Raw genomic sequence first — 25,973 nt, 5'->3', positions numbered from 1 at the left:
ATTATAGTTTAAGGTTGTAGCGGTCTCTAATGGTGGTAAAAGGAATCACAAATGATGATTGCGTGCCATCACTTCCCACAAGGATTCCTATAGCAGTACCATCCGAGCTGAAAACAAGCGAACCGGAATCACCAGGCATTGAAAAGGGTTCGGTACTTACAAACGTGACAATCATCAGCTTGTCCAGGTTTTTCATATCACGGGCGGCGGCTGTTCCGTAGTTGATGGTAACCGGTTTGTTTACCGCTGAAAGGCGGCCTTGTATTTTTTTGAAATTCCTTTGTCTGCTGATCAGATAGACATCAGCAAAATCCTGGTAATTTCCCTCATCAATATAAATGGGATCAATAACCTTTAGTCCGCCGGGCAGCAGCTCATCAGTGTCGACTCCTGCGTCGATCTCTACCAGTGCCGAATCAAGTTCACTGCTTTTCTCTCCTTCGGTGATATTACCGATAAACTCACTTGAACTGTTGATCACACCATCATGGTCGCCCGGCACAAAAAGATCCCAGTCCTGGCTGCTATGTTTAACGACATGGTAGCAGGTTACAATGACCTCTGTTCCATCGCTGCGTTTGCAAAGGCATCCGGCGCTGCCGAAACCGCGCGTTGGCATGTCTTGGTTTTTGATGCCGTTTGAAGGCCCTAGTAAACTGTTGATTTGTGCATCACCGAATTTGGTAATTGATTTATACACCAGCCCCTTAAGCGCCGGATTAGTAAAGGAGAATTTTTCCGGTCCCTGGTACGTCTGATCATTAGTGTATATTGTGACCTGCTTCTGGTCATGGTCGGCGAGATAATATGATATTTTGGGCGCAGCTTTAACAAAACTATTCAACTCGTCGTTAACCATAATTCTCTGATTGATGATATCTTTTTTGCTGTTAATCGCTGTCAGACGGCTGCTGACTTCGGCATTAATAGATTGAGCAACATCTTTATCACTCACAGTAGTCAGGCTGATGTAGGCGTTAAGTTCCTGTGTCCTCAGGCTGTTTACCATTTCGATAAATTTCCTGAAAGCAAGTTCATGAGTGTCGAAAGTGCTGTACTTTCCGCTGAGCGCAAAGTAACTTTGACCTTCAAGAATGAGCTGCTCAATTGTCTGACGGTAGTTTTGCCAGCGTTCCCTGAACTTGTAAGACTGACGGAAGCCATTCAGGATCGCGAGGATGACACTTAAAGCTGTGGCCCAGTGAAGGAATCCAATGTCGTATGTAGTTCCACTTTCCAGCTTTGGCGTGATATTAATCATAATAGGGACCACTGCTGTCAGAATAATGACGACAATATTGGTCAGGTCATTCAAAAAAAGGTTTTTGTCTGCAAGCTTTTCAATGATTTTGATATAATTCAGAAAGTCGACCTGCAGCTGCTTTTTTTTTGCAGAATCCAGCTGGAGGCGTTCAATGATCTCAGAATACTGTTCCATTCTTTCGCGGATCAGCTGACTGAGTTTCGATTTTTTTGCCATAAGGATTTCAAGTTGAATAAATTTCCGGAAACGGTTATTCAGGTTAATACTTAATTAAGAAATCAGGTGGCATCATACCCTAAAAAAGAATACGCAAACAGGGACAAAAGCCGTTACCGGAATCAGTCGGAATTCGTTTCGGGGATTGTTTTTTGTAGTTTTTTCATGAATGAGGTTGGTTAAGGTTAGAATAAATAAACAGAATAATATCTTTTACTTCGCTGAAAGTTAGGTAATTAATATGATAAACAAGAAAAATATATAATTTATACTGACAGTTAAATAACACAAGTCAGCAAAATTCAAACTGCCGGTTTTCATGGTGGAAAAATCATACCAAAGAGCTGAGTACACTAAACAAGTGACTCAGCTCTCCCGGAATCAGATTACCGGTAGCCCTTTATAGTTTCGATCATTTTTTCCAGCGTTTCAATGGCGACTTCCTTGTCCCTGCTTTCGGGTCGGCCTGCATTACTTCGCATCGCGTCCCAGCTGATGCCTGCTTTCCAAACTGTCGAAAGGTAAGGTGCCAGTATCTGGCAAACCTTGCGGAAAGAATTAGCGATGATCACTTTAACATCAAAGGCCGCCCTAAGCAAAATTCCAAGCTGATCGGCGCTGAGCCCGCAAACAATCTTTTTCAAGGTTGACTCTTCAGATCGAAGTTCGCACTTCCGGGTACGCGGTGATTCAGGCAAATACTCCCCGTAGCGGTGGTGCAGGTGATTGCTAAGCTGCTCCAGGGAGCTGATGATCAGTTGACCGGTTTTGCTCACCATGCCGGTTTTAGGATACTGCTGCTGGTTTTCCTGCGCCTGTGCCCGGAGCAGGCGGATGGCCTGATCATAATGGCCGGCAACAACTTTGATCTGATCCGTGATGTACAGGCAGAAAGCCTGCGTTTTGATACTGCTGAGAATGCCGCTGATTTCGCCGGGAAGACGCTCAGCGATCTGGCGCAGCTGATCTGCTGAAATTAGCCGGATGTTGGTTTTTGCCGGATTAAGGGTTGTTTCGATGATCTCGTCAAGCCAGGCAAAAGGGTATTGTTGGTCATTGATTGCGTTCGTACTCATATCCATTTGTTTTCGTTGAACCATGATATTAAGCGTATCAACATTTTGAAACCGGAATTTTAAACACAACAATCCTGCTGGCCTGATGAGCCATTAAATTAATTCAGGAATATTTTTGTTACTGAAACCGGATGCCGGATGATACGCCGGATAAACAAAAACACGGGTTAGTGCAAGCTCGGGCCGACTGAGGTACTGGTATACCTAAACAGCCACGAACAAGCACGCCCGCGTTTTCGCGGGCATTGCACTTGCTCTCGGCTGTTTTTTTAAAAATTACCAGTTTTCAGTCGGCCAAGAAATAGTTCAATGCGAATATCGCTATATGTTATTGCGTATGATTTCTGTTTTGTATTTTCATTTTTTTGACGTTTTAAAGTTAAACATTTTTTTTCAGGCCATGCTTATGTCTGTTTTCATCGGCGGCTTTCCAGGCCCATTTCAGGATTTGCACCATGGTCTCAATAAAGATTTCCCGGTCACGTTCCGTATTGACATCAATACCGCAAACCGGACTGTTATTCGTGCCAGCCTGCATAGCCACATAATAGCCGCCGCCTAAAATCATAGCGACTACGGCCTTCAGGCTGATGCCTGAGTTCAGGAAATGCGGGTCAGATAAACCTAAGAGTAACGCGCCGTCTTTTTCGCGTCTTTCCGATATCGAGCGCATCAGCGCGTTCGGCTCTGATATCTGCCATAGTATGATCTTCTGTAATTCCGGAGTCTCATTAAAGTACCGGAACTGTTCCTGCAGCGTACTGATGTAATAATCGAGTAAATTATCCGGTGCAGGCAATGGCTGACTTTTCACTTCTTCAAAATGAGGCAGCCAGTATTCGGTTTCCATAATATAAGCCCTGATCAGACCGTTGACACTGCCGAAATATTTTTTGACATATTGTTTGCCTACATCGGCACAGCGCGCAATTTCATTCAGGTACAGGAAACGGTGACCTTTGGTGCGCAGAATTTCACCGATGGCCCAGACCATCCGCGCCATACTGCCTTCTTTATCTCTTTTCCTGTACCTGCGGGCCATTAAGCTTATACTATTGCTGCTGTTGTTTTCAAATTCAATTTATGGCTGACCTGCTCAAATGCATTCAGTACCTGATCCAGGTGCTCAAAAGTATGCGTCGCCATCACGCTCATTCTGATCCGTGCATCTGCCGGTGATACCGCCGGATAGATGATCGGATTGGTGTAGATACCGGCATCCATCAGCAATTTGGCTGCCTGGGCGGTTTTATAAGGATCACCGATCTTCACCGGGATAATCGCGGATTGCGTATTGCCGGTATTCAGCCCCAGGCCTTTCAGCCCGCTTTTAAAGTATTCGACATTCTCCCATAATTTACGCATCCACTGAGGCTCCTCATCGATCAGGTCTATACTTTTCAGGATACAGGCGGAGGCCGGGGCGGCTGTTACGGAGAAGAGGTGTTGTCTGGCCTGAAACTTCAGGTAACGTACCACTTCCGGTTTGGCGATCAGATAGCCTCCGATATGCGCAAAGCTTTTGCTGAACGTACCGGTGATGATGTCCACCTCCTGGAAAAGATCATAATGCTCGATCACTCCGCGGCCGGTTTTTCCGATAACGCCGGTGCCGTGCGCATCGTCCACGACCAGATAAGCGCCGTACTGTTTGCACAGCTTAACGATCTCCGGCAGGTGCGCAAAGTCACCGTCCTGGGAATAGACACCATCAATAATTACCATGCGCGTCTGATACTTCCCCCTGGAAATTGTCAGTATGCGCTCCAGCTCCTGCAGGTTATTATGCGGGAAACGTTTGGTGTCACATTGCAGGCAGCCTTCATAAACGCTGGCATGTACGGCCATATCCAGGATAGCCAGATCATTCCGGCGCAACAGGGATTGCAGCGATGCACTGTTAGCGGTATAACCGGTGGTGTAAACAATAGCGCTGCCGCGCCTGAAAAATCCTGCGATCTTTTGTTCCAGGGCTTCGTGGAAATCAAAATGTCCGCCGATAGCCGGCGAAGCACCGGTGCCGGTTCCGTATTTTCCGATGGCGGCAACGGCAGCTGCTTTGACTTCAGGATGCTGGGTGAAGCCGAGATAATCGTTCGATACCAGGCTGATAAATTTGCGGGGCCTGGTTTTTCCTTTGAGTTCCAGCATAACTTCAGGGCCGCAGCCGCTGACCGTTTTGATACGGTAGTTAAGGTGTCCCCGGTCATCGAGGAAGTTCAGATACGTATCGAAATACGCTGCACGCTCATAGGCGTCCATACCAGGGATTTGTTCGAAATCCTTGAAACTGGCTTTGTTAAAATCGATGTTCATAGCAGATATAATAGGTTCTTTGAACACGAAATTAGCGCGCAATTTTATCCGCAGCGGTAATTTCAAATGACTTTTTTTAATTTTTATTTAGATGACTTAACTAAGCCGAAATATTACACACAATAAAAAAGCGCGCCCGGAATCAGGTCCGGGCGGCGCTTTCTCACTATAATTAACTCACTGATATTAACTGACCTGTAAAGAACGATTGATAAAGCGGCAGGGTCATCAGCAAAGCCTGCCTGATTTATATTTTGATATTCCGGAGCATCTCACTCACGATTGTTGTCAGATTATACTGAGGTTCCCAGTCCCAGTCATGCCTGGCATGCCGGTCGTCTACACTTGCCGGCCAGCTGTCTGCGATGTTCTGGCGCCGGTCGGGTTTATAGTTGATGGTAAATACCGGAAGATGTTTGGTGATGGCTTCCGCCAGCTGCGCCGGGGTAAAACTGATGCCGAGAATGTTGTAACCGGTCCTGACAGTCAGCTTTTCATTTGACGCTTCCATCAGTTGCATAGTCGCCCTGACGGCGTCAGCCATGTACATCATCGGCAATGCCGTATGCGGTTTCAAAAAGCAGGTGTAGGTACGGTGCTTCAGCGCATGGTAAAAGATATCCACCGCATAATCAGTTGTACCGCCGCCCGGCTCAGCAGTATAGCTGATCAATCCCGGATAACGGATACTGCGGACGTCCACACCGTATTGCTCATGATAATACTTGCACCACAGCTCTCCCGAAACTTTGCTGATTCCGTAAACGGTGGACGGTTCCATTATGCTGTGCTGGGGAGAAAATGCTTTAGGGCCGTTCGCGCCGTAGACAGCAATACTACTGGGCCAGAAAACTTTGAGCTGGTCTGTCTTGGCAATTTCCAGGACGTTGAGCAATCCCTGCATATTCAGATCCCAGGCTTTGAGCGGTTGCTTTTCGCCGGTAGCCGACAAGGTCGCAGCCAGGTGATAGATAACCGTGATTTTTTCCCGCAGCACCAGTGCGTGCAGGGATACTTTATCCAGTACACTAAGCTGAATGTATGGCCGGATACGGAATTCGGTATCGGTCAGCAGCCGGATATCGGCGGCAATCACATTTTCGTTGCCATATTTAAGCCGCAGGGCGGTAGTCAGTTCTGTCCCGATCTGTCCGCAGGCACCAATTACCAGTACTTTAGTCATGAATCAGTTTGATTTGTGTAACTAGTCCGGAATTAGCCAGCGCGTTTTGTATGCGGACAGCTGCGCTGTAATCAGCCGTTCTGTAAAATACGCCGGTAATAGTGTGGTCCGCTTCCAAAATCCAGACTGGCAAGGGCAATTCGGTTGATGAAAATGACATAGTATCAATACCTGAAATCAGCCGGGCTTCAACGACCCAGTTTTGTGATACCGGAGCCGTACGCATGGTGCTGCATGCACTAAAAACAAGGCAAAGGCATAGCCAGGGGTAACCCCAAAAATGTTGTCTTTTCATGTAATATTATTTATGCTGGTCTATGGCCTCCTGAAATGATTTGCGTTCCCGCTCAGCTATATTTTTACCATATTTAGCCAGATATGCAGTGGCAGCAGGTACGTATTCAGACCAGTTCTGTTTATTGATAAACTCTACTGTTTTCGCCCGCATCAGTATTTCGTCGCCCGGTTCACCAAATGGCCTGATCTTTTCCGCCAAGGCATTCCAGTCTACATTTCCGGCATTGATCACCGGTTCCAGTTCTCCTTTATAGATCATATTCATCAGGGCCAGGGTATATTTTCTTGAACCCATCACCTGTTTAAAACCGGCTGAATCGGTGAGCATCAATGCATAACCTGCATCCTTGGTGCTTTTGGTAAACTGCGCAACGGAGGCGCGGTCGTCGTCCGCCAAGGGTATTTTAAGCGATGCGATATAGGCTTTACCTGCCATTTCAGCACCCGGCTTATCACCGGCCTGTACAGCCTGCATGGCCATTCGTTTTAAAAACGCAGGTTCTCTTTTACCGGCAATATACTGGTCCAGTAATTTGCTGTATATTAGACCGGGCTCCGTGATATCGGCGTCTTTAGCGATGACGAGGCTGGTTTTGATGACATCGGGGTTTAATATGCTGTGAATTTTCCGAAGCTTTGCAAAGGGCACTTTGATCACTTCCCGGTCATAGGTCATCAGGCCATTCTGTTCGCCTTCAACATCAAAGGGCTGGGTGTAAATGGAACCTGACAGCCCTTCTTCCTTCAGCAGTTTTAAATGCTGATTCATAATCTTATATTTCGCCATCAGCCCGGCGGGCTTCTCCTGGATGTAACCCCAGGCGGAACCGGTCAGCCACTGGTGATCCGGTATAAAAACACCGATTCCGCCGAACTCTCCAACCACCTGCGCTTTGCCAGCTTGTTTAATGGAGATCATCGGATCAGGGTATGCATGTACGTCCGTCATATCCGCACCGACATAAGCATTCGGAGATGGCGAACGTAATTGTTCATTAACATAGAGCAGCTCGCCGGTATGGCCGTTGACGATTCTTGAAGGGTCCGTCTCTTTGATCCATTTGGTAAGCCGCTCCTGATCATACTGACCCCATTTTTCATTAAACAACACCCAGGTAACGATACTGGGGTAATTATGCAGCTGGGCTAAAATTTCCGCACTTTCTTTCTCAAATTCCGGCTTGCTGCCTTCCGGTAATCCCTGGTTGGGATTTACCATATCCTGCCACACCAGCATACCAAGTTTATCCGTGTAATAATACCAGCGTGCGGGTTCAACCTTGATGTGTTTACGGATAGTATTAAAGCCCATAGATTTGATGGCTTTGATATCAAATGCCAGTGCTTCGTCTGTAGGAGCAGTATACAATCCGTCAGGCCAGAATCCCTGATCAAGCGTGCCTAAATTAAAGTACGGTTTGTTATTCAGGCAGATACGGTCAATGCCTTTGGCGTCTTTACCAATACTGATTTTACGCATAGCAAAATAACTTTTAATTTCATCGATGATTTTGCCATGAAGTTTGAGGCGGACTGTCAGATCGTACAAAAACGGATCTGAGGGTGACCACAAATGCGGTACTGGTATAGCCAGACTGGTCGAATAGTCGCCATCATGACGGCTATGCCAACTGGCAATTACTTTCTGTTTATCATAGGCAATTGCTTCCACTTCCAGATCTTTATCTATGCCTGAAATGTTAGCACTGAACTGTAATTGAGCATGGTCGATATCGGGTGTGATCTTGATATCACAAATGTATTTTGCAGGAACCTTTTCAAGCCACACCGTCTGCCAGATGCCGGATGTTGGCGTGTAATAAATATTAGCCGGGTTCAGTACCTGTTTGCCATGTGGACCTATGCCTTCATTAGTTGGGTCATATACTTTGACAACTAATTCATTGTCAACTTCTTTCAGTGCGTCTGTGATATCCAAGTTAAATGCTGTGTAACCTCCTGTGTGCTGGCCAACTTCTTTTCCGTTAACAAAGACCGTTGCCTGCCAGTCTACTGCACCGAAATGCAGTAGTGCTCTTTCTCCGTTTGTAAGGTTCGGCTTCTGCAATGTTGTTTTATACCAAAGTAGCTGGGAAGGACGCAATGTTTTTTTTATACCGGATAAAGCAGATTCAAGCGGGTATGGTACAAGGATTTTTCCATCGTACTGAGCCGGTGCTTTTCGCTGATCGTTGTCGGTAATTGCGTAAGACCACAATCCGTTGAGATTTGTCCAGGCCGGCCGCATCAGTTGCGGCCTGGGATATTCATTAAGCGGATGACCCGCGGTAATCTGTTTAGCCCATCGGGTTAGCAGGGGGGAATCCTGCATTTTGTAAGGTTGCTGGCAGAGACCATTGCTTATATTCAGACAAAGCGCGGCCAGTCCTGGTAAGATATATTGAAAATTTTTCATGGAAATTGATGTTTATTTGGTTGGCCAGGTTGGTAACCCACTGCGCATTTTTTCTAAGACTTTGCCAAAGCCGTATATATCATCCTTTTTAGGATCGAATACCTGTCCTTTTGATTCTGTTAATATCTTTTCACCCTCTATAGCTACATTTTCTTGGTCTATAGCTTTATCGGTTTTCCCAAGTCGATATAATATATTCGCCCGGGTATCCAAAAATTGAATGTGATCGTTCAATTGAGGTTTAATTTTAATTGCTTTCTCAATCCATTTTAGAGCGAACTTCAAACATTGCTCTTTCCCAGTAGAACTAAATAAAATCCATGCGGGGCTATTTAAGGCAAAGAAAGCTTCATTCCCTTCAGTCGAAGGCGGGTAATTAGTTAGAAACTTGTCATAGTAAATAGAATAATTAATCCAATCCCTTTTTGAGGCGTAATAAAAATATAATCCTTTTAAGATTATTTTATCAGCATTCACCAATGGATATTTTAGCTTAACTTTCTTTACGGTTCTATCAAAATTAAATGTGCGTTTATCTCTTTTTGATAAGACATTATCAATTTCTTCATGTTGTATAACTATAGATACTAGCCAATCCGCCCACTCTATTTTTGTAGCTTTTCCTTCGTTGAATATACTGTCAACTTGACGGGGGCTTTGTAACGTCAATTTAAATATTAAGTCATTGGAAGAAACCAAATTAATATTTTTTCCAAGGAAAGAAAGATTATCTTTTTTAAGCAGACTATCAGGTGATATTTTATCAAGGAAATTGACTTTTATATCTCTGGCTAAGCTGTCCGCAAACAATGCCTCGTTCATAACAAGCGCCTTTTTATATAAAAGTCTTATATCAGAATAGTTTAATTCATTTTTTCGATACCTTTCGACCTGATTTGGATAGGACCAATTTGTGTTTTCTACGTCACGAATTATTGAAGTAAATTCTTTGATGTTTTTTGCACCTGCATCTTTATTTAATAGCTCCCCATTAGAGTTGAAAAAAAGAAACGTTGGAATAGACTCAATGTGAAATTGATATTTAATGAACGCGGCGTCCTTATAAAATGATCTGGTCTTTTGCGAATCATTTTTTGATGTATCCATTTGTACCTTGACAGAAATAAAATAGGGATTCATTAAATCACCAAGTGTTGGGTGCGCATATATTTCCCGATCCATTTGTTTACAAGGACCACACCAAGTTGCATATACATCCATGAAAATAAATTTATTTTCTGCTTTGGCTTTTAATTGAACTTCTTTCCAGGAAAGGCCGTCGGTAAAGGTTATCCCTTGGCTTTGAGCCATAAGGATAACCGGGCATAAGAAAATGCCTATTAAAAAGAGATTTTTAATCATGATTAATTACTTCCGTAGCCGGGATTTTGTATTAAATTTGGATCAAGACGAATTTCGGATAGTGGTATTGGGTAAAGTTTCCAATTTGTATTCCAAGTGCCAGTTAAACCTCCATAAACCTTTTGAGATGAGTAAATAGCCATGACTTGATCAACCGTATTTGTTCGTTTGAGATTAAACCAGCGTTGTCCCCATTCCGTAAAAAACTCTGAACGATATTCTTGGAGAATCGCTGCAAGAATTACTGATTGGTTTAATGATGTAAAACTAGGCAGTCCAGCTCTTTTTCTAATAACATTCAAATCATCTAAGCTTCCATTTATATTTCCTAAATATGCGCGACATTCAGATCTAATTAAATATTGTTCAGCGAGACGAAATATCACTGAGTATTCGGTTGTTGTACTAGCCGCATTGTAGAGTCCTATTTTGTATTTCGTCGGAAAATAATAGATTTTTCCAGCCGAAAAAATACTCTTCGTCCAGTTCGATAGCCTTTTATCGTTTGTCTGAAAACTATTTATTAAATTAGAACTCAAGTAGACTAAATTCGTTCCTGGCCCAAATTGATTTGAGGCATCTGGGAGAAATAAAATACCCTCTGCCGTATTAGACAATGTTCCCGAATTGACAGATGGAAGTGACCATATAGATTCCTTGCTATTTTTTAAAAAAACATTATTTATTGAAACAGTATCATAAGTTGATTTATTGGATATTACGGTTGATGCTTGGATCTCTGCGTTCGTATAATCTTTTGTATATAAATATGCTCTTGCCAATAACGCGGTAGCTGTATACTTATTAGGTCTAACTCTTTCTTCGTTTCCTGATTGATAGCTTGAAAGCACATCACCTTTTAAAAAATTTGAATTTAATAAGGATTGTGCTAACTTTAAATCCTCAATAATCGCTGTGTAAATAAGGCTTTTCGACGTTTTTGATAGGTTTGAAGTATTCGCGTAATTAGTGCTTGTGACAAAAGGGACGTCATCATAAAGGTTAATTAAGTTGAAATAACAAAACGATCTAACAAAATATGCTTCACCGAGTAACTGATTTTTTACTGGTGTACTTACTTTTGCAGAACTTTTTAATCCATCAATAATCGCATTTGTTTTATTAATAATAGTGTAACTGTATTGCCAATATGAGAGGTTAATCGAATTGCTGCTTTTTATCGAATTTATGTAAATCTGTACAAAGTCTGAATTACCATTTCCGTCAAATAAAGTCAGGTCATCCGCAGATAAAGATGGCAATAAATTTAAAGCTGTTAAACTCCCATTTCCACCATTTAATCCGTAACTATCTAAACTCCACTGGGTATAAATCCCGGTAAGCGTAGCAATAGCAGTAGCATCCGATTCGAAAACATTTTGCGAATTAAGAGTTGTTACAGGTGCGCCCGCATCTACAAATTTTTTACAAGATGGTAAACTCGTCGCCAAAAAAATGAATAGGATTACAGCATAGTTAATTCTAAATATTCCATTTTCGAAAAATGGTCTTTTAAAAAGTATATTTTTCATTTCAATATTGTTTAATTTTAAAATGTTGTCTGAAAACCAAGGGTTATTACTCGAAGTGGTGCTAAAGAACTTACGCTCTGATTTTCTGGGTCCGGTCCTATATAGTTGGTTAGAGTGAATAGGTTTTGACCTTGAATAAATAATTTTGCGTTAGTCATCTTCATCCGATTTTGCCATTGGCTGGGCAGCGACCAAGAAAATGACAGGTTCTTCAACCTAATATATGAAGCGTCTGAAATGCCCAAGCTTCCAAAATAATCACTATATAATGTCGTGCTAACTTTTTGAACTAAAGCATCTGTTTGTCCTGGTTTAGTCCATCGCTGTAAATAAATTGCAGAAAGATTAGCTGTCGGGGCAAATCTATTTCCAGACGCAAAAGCACCTGGTTGAGCATAATAAGGGATATCATTTGATCCTTGTTGCTTGACAAATTGTAATAAGAAATCCAACTGTAGAGATTTATAACTGATAGAATTCTGAATCCCACCGTAAAACTTTGGCATAAGATTATAGATGTACGTTCTGTCGATATCGGAAGGGTTACTAGTGGGCGTACCGCTAGCAGTATTCACTTGGTACAATCCAGTTTGGGGGTTAACACCTGATGAAGCGTAAGTTTTGCCAATTGAAACAGGTTGTCCAATTATGTAAGAAGAGTAGTAAGCTGACGTTTCCAAGTTTGGAAATTCGAGAAGTTTATTTTGTGAAGTAGTAAAATTAATTCCTGAACTCCAATTTACGTTTTCGGTTTTAATATTTACGGTAGTCGCCGAAAGTTCCCAGCCCCTGTTTTGTACCACGGCAGGTAAGTTTGCAAGAACACTGCCGAAACCAGTAAAGGCAGGCAAACTGTAATTTATCAGCTGATTTGAAGAATGATTATCAAAATAGTTGATATTGAATAAAATTCTATCTTTCAAAAACCCCAAGTCAATCCCAAATTGCTTTTTTTTAGTTTCCTCCCACTGTAGCTGTGGATTACTGTTGCCAGTGATTTGAATGCTGCCAGTTCCCTGATATGGTGTATTTACCACAATTGAGGAATATTGACTTGAAAATACATAATCACCTATTTGATCATTTCCAGTTAAGCCATAGCTGCCTCTGAGTTTGCCAAAACTTATAAAGGGAAATTTTTCTTTAATAAAATCCTCGCTCGAAAATACCCAGGCACCACCAATTGCCCAAAAATCATGAAACCGGCTGTCTGGCCCAAAACGACTACTGCCATCCCGACGTAAAGTTCCATTTAAGATATATCTTGAATCATAATTATAGTTCAATCTGGCAAAAAAAGCATTATACTTATAGGTAGTATTGATATCATTTATTATTGTCCTTGTATTTGCCGCAGAAACGCTTTTCAATAGTGCATCACTTATATAATTTACGCCAATTTGTGCAAACTCCTGGGTATTGAGCTTTTGAAAGGTCGCGCCTAATAATGCATTGATGCTATTAGCGCCCCATACATTGTTATATGAAAATTGGGGTTCAATGATCCAAGATGATATCGCTCCTTGGCCGTAACTTGCATTTCTCAATGATGTCGCTGTCGCAATGATTCTTCTTTCAGGAGCGACAGCACTTAAGGGCGAAGTTGTAATTTCATCCGTGGTTAAATTAGTGTAACCTAGGTTTGCTTTTAGAACTAAACCTGGGTAAAATTCATAACTTACATTACCACTGCTAATTAAATTCTTAGTGTTGTTCTTATAAGTTTTATCGAGTTGCGCTAAAGGATTTAGCCAGGTCGAAACACTATCAACCGCGCCAGCAGGTAAAAAACGCGCCCAATTTAACGATCCATCTGGTTTAGTTAGGGATGGGGCGTTAGGGCTTAACCTTATTGCGATATTAGTTAAATCATTACTTAGTAGTCTATTATTATCTGACAAATAATTTCCAGAGATCTGTATTTTAAATTTCTGATTCATAGAGTTATGGTTTAAATTAAAACCGAACGAGCCTTTTTGATCTCCAAAATCTCCGGGAAAAACCGTTGTTTCATTATGATAATTTCCGCTAATCCTAAAACTTGTCTGTACGTTCCCTCCAGAGATTGAAAGTTGTGCATCCGTGTATTTAGCTGTACCACCAATTAGCTCTTTCTGCCAATCTGTATTACGGTTGGAATCATATAACGTTAAATCATAATTTGAAGTTGAAGGTGTCGTTGCTTTAGTCGGCACAGGTAATCCATCATTCTGATAAGCTTCCCTTCGTAGTTGTAAATATTGATCCGTATTTAATACTTTTAAAAAACGGGTAACCTTGCCAACACCTTGTTGCATTTTTAGATCTACTTTCGTGAGGCCTGCTTTTCCTTTTTTTGTGGTAATCAATATAGCTCCGTTCGCAGCTCTCGACCCATAAATAGCTGTAGCATCAGCGTCTTTTAACACATCGATACTTTCGATTTCTTCTGGATTTATGAAACTAAACGGACTTCCTCCTCCATAAAAATCAGTTCCATTAGTTCCTTGTGCTCCTAAAATTCCATCTCCTAAATTAGAAGGCAATTGCGATATATATGGAACACCATCAATCACATAAAAGGGTTCATTTCCCCTTGTCATTGAATTTTGTCCCTGAATTCTTACTGAAACAGAGGAGCCTGGCACACCTGTATTCTGTGTAATAGTCAATCCCGGTACCCTACCAGCTAAAGCCAAGAGCGGATTACTCACCGGCTGCTTCTCAATGTCCGCCGCCTTAACCGTCGAAATATTCCCTGTCGACAACCTCCGCGAAGTCACCCCATACGCCTGCACCTGCACCTCATCCAGCTTCGAAGTTGCCTGCACCAACCGCACATCACCCACATTAGCTGCCGCATTTACCGCCTTCGGCTCATACCCGATCACCGTCACCATAATAATTGAACCGTTCTCCACTCCCTTCAACGTAAAAAAACCTTTCTCATCCGAAATCGTCGCCTGTGACCCATTCTGCACCCTCACCGTCGCACCGGGAATCGGTATTCCGTCCTTATCGACGACATGACCATTAGCATCAATAGGAGTTATTTGATTTGCTTTCGCATTTGTTATAGGTTTCACCTTTTGTGTGATCACGACATTTTTGTCCAGTATCCTGTAATCAAGATCCAGATTCGCGAGGCATTTTTTAAGTGTTTCTTCTAAATTGGAATTGTTGGTTTTAATTGTAACTCTGGTGTCTTTCAGGTCATTTTCATCATAAAACAAATCAAATCCAGATTGCTTCTGTATGGATTGAAATACCTTTACGATGGACGCTTTCTTTGCATTAAGGGTTATCTGACTGAATCCTTTTGCACTGACCTGCAGAAGACCAATGATTAGCATAAGCGTTGTGAGCTTCATAATCATCAAAAATTTGGAGACGGGATGCCGGCCGATTTTGGGCACAGCAATGCTAATAGCACTAAATTTCATTACATTTGTACTGTTTGGGTTAATACTTTAAACTCTTGTCCAATTGTTTATCCCGGTTTTGCCGGGAAGGGTTAATCCAGATACTGATCGCGGCTGTGCTTCCAACACTCCCGCGATTTTTTCTTTTTTACCCGATCTCTGCAACGCTACGTTCGTAAAACTTTTTTCATTGAAATTGATTTAGAGGTTTAATATAATTTGATTCGGTTTTCTATGGCGTGACAATAATTTTCCTGCCGCTAATTTTGAAGTTTACTCTTGAAGCCGTTAAGATTTGAAGTGCAACTGATGCCTTTGTGTTTCGGTTGATGTTACCGCTGAATGACCGTTTGGGTATATCACCCTGATATTCAATATCTACATCGTACCAGCGAGATAACTGACGCATTACATCAGGTATGCCTGCTTTGTTGAAATGGAAATGTCCTTCTTTCCAGGCTATAGCGGCTTCAGTATCTGCATTTTGCACGCGGATTATCTTATCCCTGTAATTTACTAAAGCCTGTTTTCCTGGTGTAAGAACTATATCGTCTTTTTTTATGCTGATTTTTATACTTCCCTGAAGCAGGGTCGTAATAATGGCTGGTTCATCCCCATAGGAATTGATATTGAAATGTGTTCCAAGGACCTCAACAGTTTGTTCTCCGGCTTTTACTTTAAACGGTTTTGTTTTATCATGAGCGACTTCAAAATACGCCTGCCCGGTAATTTCAACGAGTCGTTCCTTTCCGGTAAAGTTTACCGGATATTTGATCGACGAGGCTGCGTCCAGCGTTACCTCGCTTCCGTCGGATAAAGTCAGTTCGTATTTACCACCTCTTGGCGTCGTAATTGTATTAAAAATGACTGATGCATCTTTTTTGACGGGGGCAGTATAGACAAGGTGACCGTCATTAGTTTTGTTAATGGCAGTTTGTTTTTCATGGGTAATCAAGCCATTCTTGCGGTTATTTAAAATGATTTTTTTGCCATTTGCCAGCGTTAAAATGGCTTTATTACCGCCTGGCAGAATGTCCTGGACAATATTTGTTTTGACAGGATTGGCACTTTTATTTATATAATAGTTGTAGCCACCGATTCCGAAAAAGATCAATAGTACCGCCGCTGCGGCGTAGCGGTAAAATGGAATTATTCTTTTTCTTTGAATCTTATTCCACACCACAGATTTTACCTGATTAAAGTCCTGTCTTGGGTCGGGAAGCTCCTCGCCAGCAGCGAGCTTGTGATACCATTCATTAACGACTGCCTTTTCGTCTTCTGAGACATCATCATTGAGGTAACGGGCTAATAGATCATCTGCTTCCTGGTCGTTCATATCAACAATTAATATTTACTTATTAATTAGCTAACAGGTTGTTAATACCAAAGGAGTAGTGCTGCAAAAAATAATTTACAGCAATATCTTATAAAAGTAATTTACCGAAATCAAACGGTTTCGAAAGTGCACGGATGCGATTCAGGAAAACAGCCGGTGCAGCCAAAGTATGGCCGCCATGAAGTTTAAAAGTAAAGCAGAAGTTAGTTTTGCGCGAAGCCTTTTCAGGGCAACGGCCAGGTGTTTTTTTACTGTTGCTTCCGATATACTAGTAATTTCAGCAATTTCCTTATTGGTCAGGTACGCTTTTCTGCTCAGTTCAAAAACTTCACGCATTCTGGGCGGCAGCGCGGCGATTTCATGCTCGATAAGTTCAGCCATTTCTTTTTCCCTGTATACTTCATCCGCAGGAGCGCTATGTTTGTTGATGTAAGCTTTAAGTGACTGTACATATTTAATCTTAACCTGTTCCCGGTGAAAAAGATTAATAATACGGAAGCGGGTCGCCTGGAAGAGATAAGCTGCTAATGTTGTGTGGAAAGTCAGACTGCCCATTTTTTCAAGAACAGCTGAAAAGATTTCCTGAACGACGTCGGCTGCCTCGTCCTCGTCTTTCAGCATACGTCTGGCGTGATTATAAAGCGGCAGCCAATACCGGTTATAAACCTCTTCAAATGCACGGTTATCCTGCTGGTTGAGTTTGTCTACCAGCTCTGAATCCGAGAGTATTTGATAATTGGTTGTCATCTGAATTTGAGCAAGCCAAAAATACTCAATCGTTTATACATATCAAATTTATTATGACAATGGAATACATGCTAATATTCGCGGATATGCTGAATCATTTTCTCAAGCGCGGAAATGGCAATTTCTTTATCCCGGTCTTCACCGGTATAAGATTTCACCCGCATGCTCTCCCATGAAATATTTTCTTTTTTTTCAGTAGAAAGAAATGGCACAATTGTTTTAAAGATCATATTCAGAGACTTCCCGCTAATCACATGGCTATCATCGGCAGCTCTGATTATCAATGAAAGCTGGTCAGTAGAAAGATGACATAATACTTTCGCTAACGAGCCTTTAAGAGTTGTATCGTTCCAGTGACCAACTGTTTTTTCAGCTTTGAACTTATGGTCTGCATAATCGAGTTCATTGCTAAGGTATTCCAGCAGCCAGGATTTTAACGACCTATTGAAATCATCAAATGCGTACTGATTATCAGTAATCATACCATTATATGTCTTAATCAGATTTCTAAGGAGCAACGACGGATTTTCCTCCAGATTTATTTGCAACAGCTGAATGTCGGTGACCGACTTCAGTACTGATATGCCATGTTGATCATTAATATTTACTTTAAGATATAATTCATATGCCGATTCTCCAGAGTTGCTTTCAGCGTCACTGTTATGATGATTACCAAACAATTCAATAATATGTACAATAAAACTTAGCTGTTTTACAGTGACGGGAATTGCGGCAGCAGCCTTAACAAAGAATTCTGTCAATACATTAATAACTACGTCAAAAAGCGCCCGGTCCTGCTCATTCAGTTTACTGGCCAGAATGCGGATTTCATCGAGCCTCGAATAATTCTGTGTCACAAAATCGTCAATTGTGTTTTGCGGAACCTGTTGACTGCCTCCTAAAATTTCTGAATACTCATTGCTTACACTGGTGTAAAGTGACGAAAGATTAAATAATATTGCTTCATTTACCTTAGTAAGCTGCTCATTTACCCCTTGTGCAGCATTCGTATTATTATAAATTTTATTGATGAATCCGGTAATCAGATTGCAGTAATTAGTAACAATAGATCTTCGATCACCGTCAACGGAATTGAGCAGGTCATTTTTAAGGTAATCTTCAATCTTTTGGCATTCAGGTTTTGTCCATTTAACCAATTCGGAAAGATTAGCCAAACCAAATTCTGCATACTTACCAGACGGCTTTAAGACCTGGTCAATCATTCCTTCAAACCATTCAAAATTTTGCTTATTCATATTTAATAGGTTTATCGTTTGTTTCTGAACAGGTGATTATACATAACTCTATTTTCCTGATTTTGTTGGATTATAAGCCTGTCTTGTCCCCGGTGATCACAACGTTCTTCCCAATCGTTTCCGGGCTTTTTTCTTCAGGCGTCGCCTAAGTGCTGGCGGAAGTGAACCTGCCGTGTATTCATACTGCAGTAAAATACGGCCCAGGCTATTGTCGAAATCGGAAAATAAATTCCCGGAATTACTTGTGCATTCGTTTGAACGACTAAAATCTTGAAAATGTATTTTTTCGGTTTCTCCGATGGGCCGGAGCCTTGTTGAATTGGTTTGCCCTCTATTTTGTTTTCGGTTTTGCAGCGCATTGGCAGTAAACTCTTTCCCGAGTTCGCTGCCTTTGAAGACCTGCTTGTTTTTATGATCAATAAAAGTCACCCCAAAAACAACCTGATGCTTTCCCGTGGCCAAAACCATGTCGATACCTGTTTTTTTGAGTTCTTCCTTTAGTTCTGTGATGTTGATCTGCGTCCTAGCAACCATCGCTAATTTTACCTTTGTTGCCAGTGATTCCTTGTGCTTTTCCCGGCCAGCCGAATTCTTTATAAATTTCGCCTCAAGATATTTCAGCGTTGGTTTCTGGTAAAAACGGCTGGCCTTTACCGCTACGCCAACAGATTTACCTTTGGCATTTAATATCCGGTATACGAGCCCGCCATGTTTCCAGGCATTTGACTTGGGTGAACCGCGGTCCGCGTGTATGTTGTACAAATTGAGCACTGCATTAAGTTGTGGCAAGCTTGTGTATTTATAATTTTCCAAAACGAAATCCAATACATTGCCCATAGCACGGCGGGATTCTGTTTTACCGTAATTTACTTTGCCTGTCACTCCTTCTGGCTTAAATACTTTTCGCTTGCGATTGCCGGATTTGACAAGGTTATACTTAACCTCCAGAAGGTTGGTTGTTGGTTTGGAAAGCTTACGGCCAATGTGATCGGTCTCTATGACTGTTCCATCCTGCCTTATCTTGGTTGTTACAATGTGTACATGGGGGTGGCCGGCATCGAAATGCCTGTATATCAGGAAGGGTTGGTTGCCGAAACCAATGCCATTCATATACTCTTGAGTGATTTTTTTCAGCTGATCATCACTGAATTGCTCACCTGGTGTAAAATTAAGCGAGATGTGTATACTATTATGTTCGACACTCGGACGCCTTTCTGCCATCTTCAGTAACATATTGATGCGGTGTCCCTCCTTCATTTGTTCCAGATCCATAGGGTAATTCGTTGCAGCAATACAGGTCGCCACACTATCCTTTACTTTATTTTCATTGTAATGATAGGCCCTGCGTATAGAAATTCCTGATTTTATGACTGCAACCATAACGCTGACGTTTCATTAATATATTTCCGAATAGCCTCAACGTCTTTTAAAAGTTTGCGCTTATCCATTTCATACTTCAATACCCATTCCTGGTATTGCTGAATTCTGTCCAGGATATGCAGCTTGTGAACTGCCTGATTGAAATTTGCGGCGATACCATGCAATTCCCTGATGAGAACAGAAAATTCTTCAACGAGCTTTTCAAACGAAAGGTCCCGGGTTTTACCAATCAATGGTTGCGCAAGCAGCATTTTCCGGCAGTAAGCAGTCCTTTTGTATCCGGCGGTTTTTGCAAATTGTTTTTCCAGCAATTCCAGCTCATTTTCAGAGATCCGGATGTGTAACCATCTGGAGCGGATATCTTTTACATCTTTCATGATTTGCATTTAGTTGCATGCAAATAAAAAAGAAGCAACAATGCCGGTAAAGTACAATAAAGTTGTACCCCGCCTTATCAGGGTCGGGTTCGGGAGATAGGGGAAACGCCACTATTCGCGTATTTCATACTTTAGCGTTCAATTTTAAAATTGATTCCACGAATTAATTGCTCTTTTTTAATCTCAATTACCTCCGGCATTCGATCATATCCCGTAATTGATAGCCCCGCAATTTTTCATCAATATCCATATCGGCCATTCCATCAGGGACTTCAAGTTTTGTGCATATATCCAGGTGAATTAAAAGGAGGCGATGATCCGCTCTAACGAGTTTCATTAATTCTCTCCTCTCCCCGTCGTCAATGACGCCACAGAATTCTTCCAGTGTCAGCCTGAATACTAAGTCATGATTTAAATTTCTCATCTCATTTTTATTTATTAAATATCGTTGCGGTGAACTGCGAAAGATAACATGGTGTGTTAATTATTCTCTAAACAAGCGGCCCCGACTCAGGAGAGGCCGCAAAAGTGATACATTTAGACACCTTGCCGGTTATCGCAGGCGGTAACCCATGGCATAAATCACATCTATGGTTCCTTACTGTTAAAGACTGTATCAATCTCTTATCTAACTATCGTTACGCCAAATATTGTTAAAGCCTAAGTGTTAATAAGCAGGTGATATATATAAAACGCGCTAACCCTCTTTTGGTACTCTGTTTTACTTAATATTTTGAGATCTTTTTTAAGATGGCCCTTTTGTATGGTTTACTTTGGTGATTAACATAGTTTTAACCTCTGAATTATACAATTCAAGCTACCTTGCGAAAACGGACTTAAATCCTGTTCCGTCTTCGAATATGAAATGTTATTATACCATTGTCTTTTTAATCCTGTATTTTTACGGGAATGCGCAAATTCTTAAAACCAATTCAGCCGGCCCTTTTGCCTATACATCAATCCCGTTGAAGTCCGATAAAGGGGGTAATTATGACATGGCATTTGCGCCCGAAATGGCCTCAATGGCAGGTCTGACGATTAACCGGCAAGTAAAAGAAGATTTCGCATTAAGTTGTGAAATAACCTACACTTTTACTGATTATACATCTTTCAGAGGATCGGGGAGTTATATTCAGGACGATTTACATTACGCAGGAATTACGTTGCTTCCTGTATTTAACAGGTGGAATCAAATTGGCTTCTACTGCGGGTTAAAAACAGACTGGCTGCTTGCCGCCAAAAGGTACTCAGATCGTACCTCAACGAATTGGCCCGAAGCGCGGGTATTTTACCGCTCCTTTGCTTTTACCGGATTAGCCGGTTTTGATGCGGAAATAGCAACACACTTGTGCTTTGTCCTGAGATACTTTTATGGTCTCAATTCTGTGTGGAAATCAAAGGTTCCGGAGATGGATGGGGATACAAAGAACCAGTTGGAATTTTATCACAGTAATTTGCAAATTGGTTGTAGATATCTCTTTCCTTCAAAAAAATCAAAAGAACGCTATGATATTAGCTCGGATTATATAAATCATTGACGTATTCAGGTCGGTATATTTTTTCTTCGACTACTCTTTTTAGTTTCCGCACCTGTTATGTTGTAGACAACTGCGATATGTCCGCAGTGTTGTTTGCTAACTTAACTCAAAAATGAAATCCTTATTTACTTTTTTCCTGTGCCTGAACAGCATTATCTGTTTTGCGCAAAAACCTGTGCTTGATACAGCAACTTGGAATAACTGGCCCACCGTAGGACAACCCGCACTTACCGACGATGGAAGTTACGTTATCTATATGATAGATAATCAGCCAAAAGGTAGTGAGACATTAATGTTAAAGGCTACTAACGGGAGATGGGAAAAGCAAATCCCGCATGCAAAAAATTATAAAATAATACGGGGTAACACTATCGTTTATCAGAAAAGCGATAGTCTTGTTATAATCGCTCTCGATAAAAAGACGGAGAAAGTAATAAAAAACATTTCGAGTTATACATTATATAAAACCCGGAAAGATGCATTATTAGCCTGTTTACGACCTGAAAACCGATTGTTGTTAGTTAGTACTTCAACCGGAAAACAAACCGAATTTAATGGGGTGCTATCTTATCTCATGGCAGGTGAAAACTCTTTGCTTCTAAAAAGAAAAACTGGCTTGTATAAATCATCCTTTTCAGACACTACAGTTTCCGTTATCTACGCTGGTGAATTTGAAAATCTGATTAGCGACAAACAGGGAATGCAATTTGCATTTACCTGTGAACTCAATGGCAGTAAGTCTATTTATTATTACAGCAAAGCCACGGGTACAGTTGAAATCGCCGATAATCATACAACCGGTATTGATACGGCTTTAAGTATTGCAGGAATAGACCGATTCAGTGAAGATGGCAAACGAATTATAATATCCCTGAAAGAAACTCAGAAAACCCCAAAGGGCGATAATCAAAGGGTGAGAATCTGGAGTTATAAAGATGTAAGACCGCCTTATGATCTGCAAAAAAATGAACCGCTTAAAAGTTCTATTTCGTCTTTGTCAATCGGTGAAAGAAAAGTTATTCAGCTTCAGCATGAAAATGAAACTGTTCGATTCCTGAACGACAGTATATTGCTAATTAACTACAACAAAGGAAATATCTCGGAAAGGAATTGGAATGAGGACGCACACAGTTATTATTCTCTCTTCAACTTAACCACTAACAAAAAAACAGAAGTCGCTTTTATTGTTACGACAATATCTCCTACAGGTAAATATGCACTTGGTTACGACAGTACGGCTCAAAACCTCGTTACTATTAATTTAATTACCGGAGAATCCACTAATCTTACTAAAAACCTTCCTATTCCTTTGGTTGATAATGATTACGATTTGCCAGGCAATTTATCCCGTGGTTTGAGCTTAGGAGCGTGGTTGCCGAAAAATAAAATTCTAGTGTATGACAGGTATGATATATGGAAGCTGGATTTGACAGGTTTAGAAAAACCGGAATGCCTGACTAACTTTCAGGGTCGTAAATCTAATGTATCTTTCAGATTGATTAGTGCTGATTTAAAAACGGCTAGGCTAAATAATGGCTTTTATCTTACGTCTTTTGACTGGAATACTAAAGATAATGGCTTTTATTCGCTGATTAATAAACGGCTTAAAAGGTTAAGCTCAGGGTCATATTTTTACAATTTTCCCGGCTCTGTGGATTTACCTCAATTCACGCCATTAAAGGCAATCGATAAATCTATATTTTTAGTTCGAAGGGAGAGCGCTACCTCATCACAGAATTATTTTATAACAAAGGATTTTGTAAAATTCAGTGAGGTAAGTAATGTCTATCCCGAAAAGCAATATAACTGGATAACAGCTGAATTAGTGAAATTCAAATCGGCTGATGGTAAACAAAGTGACGGGGTTTTGTATAAGCCAGAAGATTTTGATAGTTTAAAAAGGTATCCGGTTATCATCCATTATTATGAAAAACTGAGCCATCGGAAAAATGTTTATTACCAACCCGAAGGATCGGGAGATAATATTAATATTCCATGGTTTGTGTCTCAAGGGTTTCTCGTCTTTACTCCTGATATTCATTATACAGTAGGTAAACCCGGGGCGAGCGCTTTGAACTATATTTCGGGTGCTTATAAAGAGCTTTCTAGTAAAAACTATGTTGATAGCAAAAGAGTAGGAATCATGGGCCATAGCTTTGGGGGATTTGAGACTGATTATATTGTCTCTCATTCTAATTTATTTGCCGCAGCTGTTTCTTCCGCTGGCGCTTCCGATTTTATAGGTAATTACGGCTATAAGAATTATCAGTTTCTTTTTGATATGGGAACCTATCGAATGGGTAAAACACTTTGGGAAGACAAAGAAGGTTTCATTGATAATTCATCTGTTTTAAATGCAGAAAAAGTTGTAACTCCAATTTTATTATTAAACAACCGAGGGGATATAATCGTTCCTTTTAATCAAGGAGCTGAATTCTTCACAGCGCTAAGACGCTACAAAAAGAAAGTTTGGTTAATTGAGTATTCAGGGGAAAACCATAGTGTTAGTAAACCGGAAAATGTGAAAGACAGAACTTTGAATATTGAAAATTTTTTCACCTTCTTCCTAAAAGGTGAAAAACAAATTTTTGATTGGAAATAAATAATAAATAAGCCGAGAATACTTATTCTCGGCTTATTTATTTACGGTTGGTCCGTCACAGAAACAAGTGGACAAGCAACAGTAGTAGAACTGATACTGGCATAACTCAACGGCGCACTAGCATCTTTTGTAATTGTAAATCCATTAGTCAGATTTGTACATGGGGCAGTGCTGTTTGCTGCTGTAAAGATTCTAGCGCCTCGCTTTGCCTTGGAAGCCATTACACCGCCAGTAATGCCGAGAATAGCGATACCAAAAAGGATTGCTCTTGCTTTTGTTGGAATAGTCATAATACAAAGTTTTGAATGATTAATTGTTGCTTACTCTTTTCATGGGTTTTCAGCTTCCCCCTTTTTTTTCTTTTTTGAAGCTGTTATATTGCTGATCTTCTTCAGAATGGATTTTTAGGTAACTGAAAATGTTTAGGTTTTGAGAATGGCCGGTTGGCTGGGTTCCTTGATAATTGTAATCGTAACTATATCTGTGTGTCGCTGTATTTCCTTTGCTGTTATAAAGCTACTGGCAGTAGCAGGAATCTGCACCGCAGTCATAATATTTTTCGATTTTTTGCTCTAATTATTTTTCTCAAAATCCTATCTGACAGGCGTATAGTTATCTATAAATTAAATAAATATCTTACGTCATTAACAAATCATTAACGAAACTAAAATCGCGATACACTAACTTACAGGGTATTATTCACAACATTCTATCATAATGCCCGTTAACAGCCGCCCCTCAATGATCGCCAAGTTTTTCAGGCGTATAAAGTACTTTCTTAAAAATTATAGCCTTCTGTGTGTTGCCAGCCTCATCGTTTTATATCTGATGATTATACTGTTGGAGCAACATCTGAAAATTGCCGCTACCCTTGCGCTTTTGCTGCTGGTTTTAAACAGTTATATTTTTACTTATAAAGCAAGCGCAAAGAGCAATGAACGTTACTTTGGTCAGATCAAAATATTCACATCAATGGCGATCAATATGTTCCGGCAGGAACTGCGGGCTAATTTGAGTTCTATTGCACAACTCAGACGGCACTTATCAAGTGAAGGCATTGACGAAAAACAACCCGGGATAATCGCTAAATCATTAGATTTAATCACAGATCAGGCACTCGCTATATTGGATAACCCACAGGTGTTTGACTGGTATTTGACCCGCCAAAAGGCTAAGAAAAATATAATGCCTATTGATTCTGCATCATGGATAACGGAAATGAAAATTTTAACCTGCTGTTATATCCACAGCAGGAAAATAAATTTGATTACTGAAGTACATCAAAACGTCGGAAAATTTGAAGGTGATCTAGTAAGAATCAATCAGATTGTATTTAATTTAATTCTCGGTGCAGTAAGATTTGCTAATCCGGGAAGTGATATAAAATTGCTGGTCGAACGGGTATTATATGATATTCAATTTGAAGTGAGCTTTACATCAAACCAATTGTTGCCTGAAAACCCGGAAAGCATGTTTGAGTATCAGCTAAAAGATTTTGACAAAATAAATGGAGATAACTTTGGGTTGTCTACTGCGAGGTCACTTGCGAAGTTCCTCAACGGAAAAGCTGGTATAATCTGCGAGGGAAAAAAGTCCCGTTTAATACTCACGCTACCGCTTGAACGTCGAACAGATGATTTCACCGTAAATTGGTCTGAAAACTAAAACAGGCGC

General features: G+C 40.9%; 20 protein-coding genes. 3 read left to right on the top strand and 17 right to left on the bottom strand.

Annotated features, from left to right (window positions below):
• Position 1: 1 nt before the first annotated feature.
• From BLS59_RS23810 to BLS59_RS23735, 16 genes are all read right to left on the bottom strand, one after another.
• Entirely contained in the window at positions 2-1,480 is a 1,479-nt protein-coding gene (locus BLS59_RS23810) for a DUF4231 domain-containing protein (RefSeq protein WP_091153348.1), read from the bottom strand.
• 386 nt (positions 1,481-1,866) lie between these two features.
• Positions 1,867-2,556, bottom strand: a complete 690-nt coding sequence (locus BLS59_RS23805) for a hypothetical protein (RefSeq protein WP_143014232.1) — start codon at positions 2,554-2,556, stop codon at positions 1,867-1,869.
• Between the two features lie 379 nt (positions 2,557-2,935).
• Positions 2,936-3,598, bottom strand: a complete 663-nt coding sequence (locus BLS59_RS23800; RefSeq protein ID WP_091153339.1) for a TetR/AcrR family transcriptional regulator — start codon at positions 3,596-3,598, stop codon at positions 2,936-2,938.
• A 5-nt stretch (positions 3,599-3,603) separates the two neighbouring features.
• Complete coding sequence (locus BLS59_RS23795; RefSeq protein WP_240315322.1) at positions 3,604-4,899, bottom strand: aminotransferase class I/II-fold pyridoxal phosphate-dependent enzyme; 1,296 nt, start codon at positions 4,897-4,899, stop codon at positions 3,604-3,606.
• A gap of 220 nt (positions 4,900-5,119) precedes the next feature.
• Positions 5,120-6,055, bottom strand: a complete 936-nt coding sequence (locus BLS59_RS23790; protein WP_091153336.1) for an NAD-dependent epimerase/dehydratase family protein — start codon at positions 6,053-6,055, stop codon at positions 5,120-5,122.
• Positions 6,048-6,350 carry a hypothetical protein gene (locus BLS59_RS23785; protein ID WP_143014231.1) on the bottom strand — a complete coding sequence of 101 codons (303 nt, stop codon included), beginning with the start codon at positions 6,348-6,350 and terminating at the stop codon, positions 6,048-6,050. Before BLS59_RS23785 ends, BLS59_RS23790 begins: the two co-directional genes overlap by 8 nt.
• 6 nt (positions 6,351-6,356) lie before the next feature.
• Positions 6,357-8,768, bottom strand: a complete 2,412-nt coding sequence (locus tag BLS59_RS23780; protein WP_091153329.1) for a glycoside hydrolase family 2 protein — start codon at positions 8,766-8,768, stop codon at positions 6,357-6,359.
• Between the two features lie 12 nt (positions 8,769-8,780).
• Positions 8,781-10,130, bottom strand: coding sequence for a thioredoxin family protein (locus tag BLS59_RS23775; RefSeq protein ID WP_091153326.1), 1,350 nt, complete (start codon positions 10,128-10,130; stop codon positions 8,781-8,783).
• 2 nt (positions 10,131-10,132) lie between these two features.
• Positions 10,133-11,662: a RagB/SusD family nutrient uptake outer membrane protein gene (locus BLS59_RS23770; protein WP_091153322.1), complete on the bottom strand. Its 1,530-nt coding sequence runs from the start codon at positions 11,660-11,662 to the stop codon at positions 10,133-10,135.
• A gap of 17 nt (positions 11,663-11,679) precedes the next feature.
• Entirely contained in the window at positions 11,680-15,084 is a 3,405-nt protein-coding gene (locus BLS59_RS23765; protein ID WP_091153318.1) for a SusC/RagA family TonB-linked outer membrane protein, read from the bottom strand.
• A gap of 211 nt (positions 15,085-15,295) precedes the next feature.
• Positions 15,296-16,399 carry a FecR family protein gene (locus BLS59_RS23760; protein WP_091153314.1) on the bottom strand — a complete coding sequence of 368 codons (1,104 nt, stop codon included), beginning with the start codon at positions 16,397-16,399 and terminating at the stop codon, positions 15,296-15,298.
• Positions 16,400-16,540: 141 nt separating this feature from the next.
• On the bottom strand, positions 16,541-17,146 hold the full coding sequence (locus BLS59_RS23755; RefSeq protein ID WP_091153311.1) for an RNA polymerase sigma factor: 606 nt from the start codon (positions 17,144-17,146) through the stop codon (positions 16,541-16,543).
• Between the two features lie 71 nt (positions 17,147-17,217).
• Positions 17,218-18,402, bottom strand: a complete 1,185-nt coding sequence (locus BLS59_RS23750) for a hypothetical protein (RefSeq protein WP_091153308.1) — start codon at positions 18,400-18,402, stop codon at positions 17,218-17,220.
• Positions 18,403-18,498: 96 nt separating this feature from the next.
• Positions 18,499-19,782, bottom strand: a complete 1,284-nt coding sequence (locus tag BLS59_RS23745) for a relaxase/mobilization nuclease domain-containing protein (protein WP_091153305.1) — start codon at positions 19,780-19,782, stop codon at positions 18,499-18,501.
• Positions 19,767-20,159 carry a plasmid mobilization protein gene (locus BLS59_RS23740; protein ID WP_091153300.1) on the bottom strand — a complete coding sequence of 131 codons (393 nt, stop codon included), beginning with the start codon at positions 20,157-20,159 and terminating at the stop codon, positions 19,767-19,769. The genes BLS59_RS23745 and BLS59_RS23740 overlap by 16 nt, the downstream gene beginning before the upstream one ends.
• 187 nt (positions 20,160-20,346) lie before the next feature.
• Entirely contained in the window at positions 20,347-20,583 is a 237-nt protein-coding gene (locus tag BLS59_RS23735; RefSeq protein WP_091153296.1) for a hypothetical protein, read from the bottom strand.
• A 352-nt stretch (positions 20,584-20,935) separates the two neighbouring features.
• Here BLS59_RS23735 and BLS59_RS23730 point away from each other — a divergent pair, with 352 nt between their 5' ends.
• Both BLS59_RS23730 and BLS59_RS23725 read left to right on the top strand, forming a co-directional pair.
• Entirely contained in the window at positions 20,936-21,697 is a 762-nt protein-coding gene (locus BLS59_RS23730; RefSeq protein ID WP_162842764.1) for a PorT family protein, read from the top strand.
• A 112-nt stretch (positions 21,698-21,809) separates the two neighbouring features.
• Positions 21,810-24,299, top strand: coding sequence for an alpha/beta hydrolase family protein (locus BLS59_RS23725; RefSeq protein WP_091153289.1), 2,490 nt, complete (start codon positions 21,810-21,812; stop codon positions 24,297-24,299).
• Between the two features lie 41 nt (positions 24,300-24,340).
• On the opposite strand, the gene BLS59_RS23720 is transcribed toward BLS59_RS23725, so the two are convergent.
• The gene (locus BLS59_RS23720) at positions 24,341-24,589 is read right to left on the bottom strand and encodes a hypothetical protein (RefSeq protein WP_091153285.1); all 249 of its coding nucleotides are present in this window, start codon (positions 24,587-24,589) and stop codon (positions 24,341-24,343) included.
• Between the two features lie 451 nt (positions 24,590-25,040).
• On the opposite strand from BLS59_RS23720, the gene BLS59_RS23715 reads away from it, so the two are divergent.
• Positions 25,041-25,964: a sensor histidine kinase gene (locus BLS59_RS23715; protein ID WP_143014229.1), complete on the top strand. Its 924-nt coding sequence runs from the start codon at positions 25,041-25,043 to the stop codon at positions 25,962-25,964.
• Positions 25,965-25,973: the final 9 nt, after the last annotated feature.

The organism is Mucilaginibacter pineti, from assembly GCF_900101875.1.
Taxonomy (GTDB): domain Bacteria; phylum Bacteroidota; class Bacteroidia; order Sphingobacteriales; family Sphingobacteriaceae; genus Mucilaginibacter; species Mucilaginibacter pineti.
Note: the sequence above shows the minus strand (reverse complement) of the source record. Positions and strands in the feature narration are given on the sequence as shown.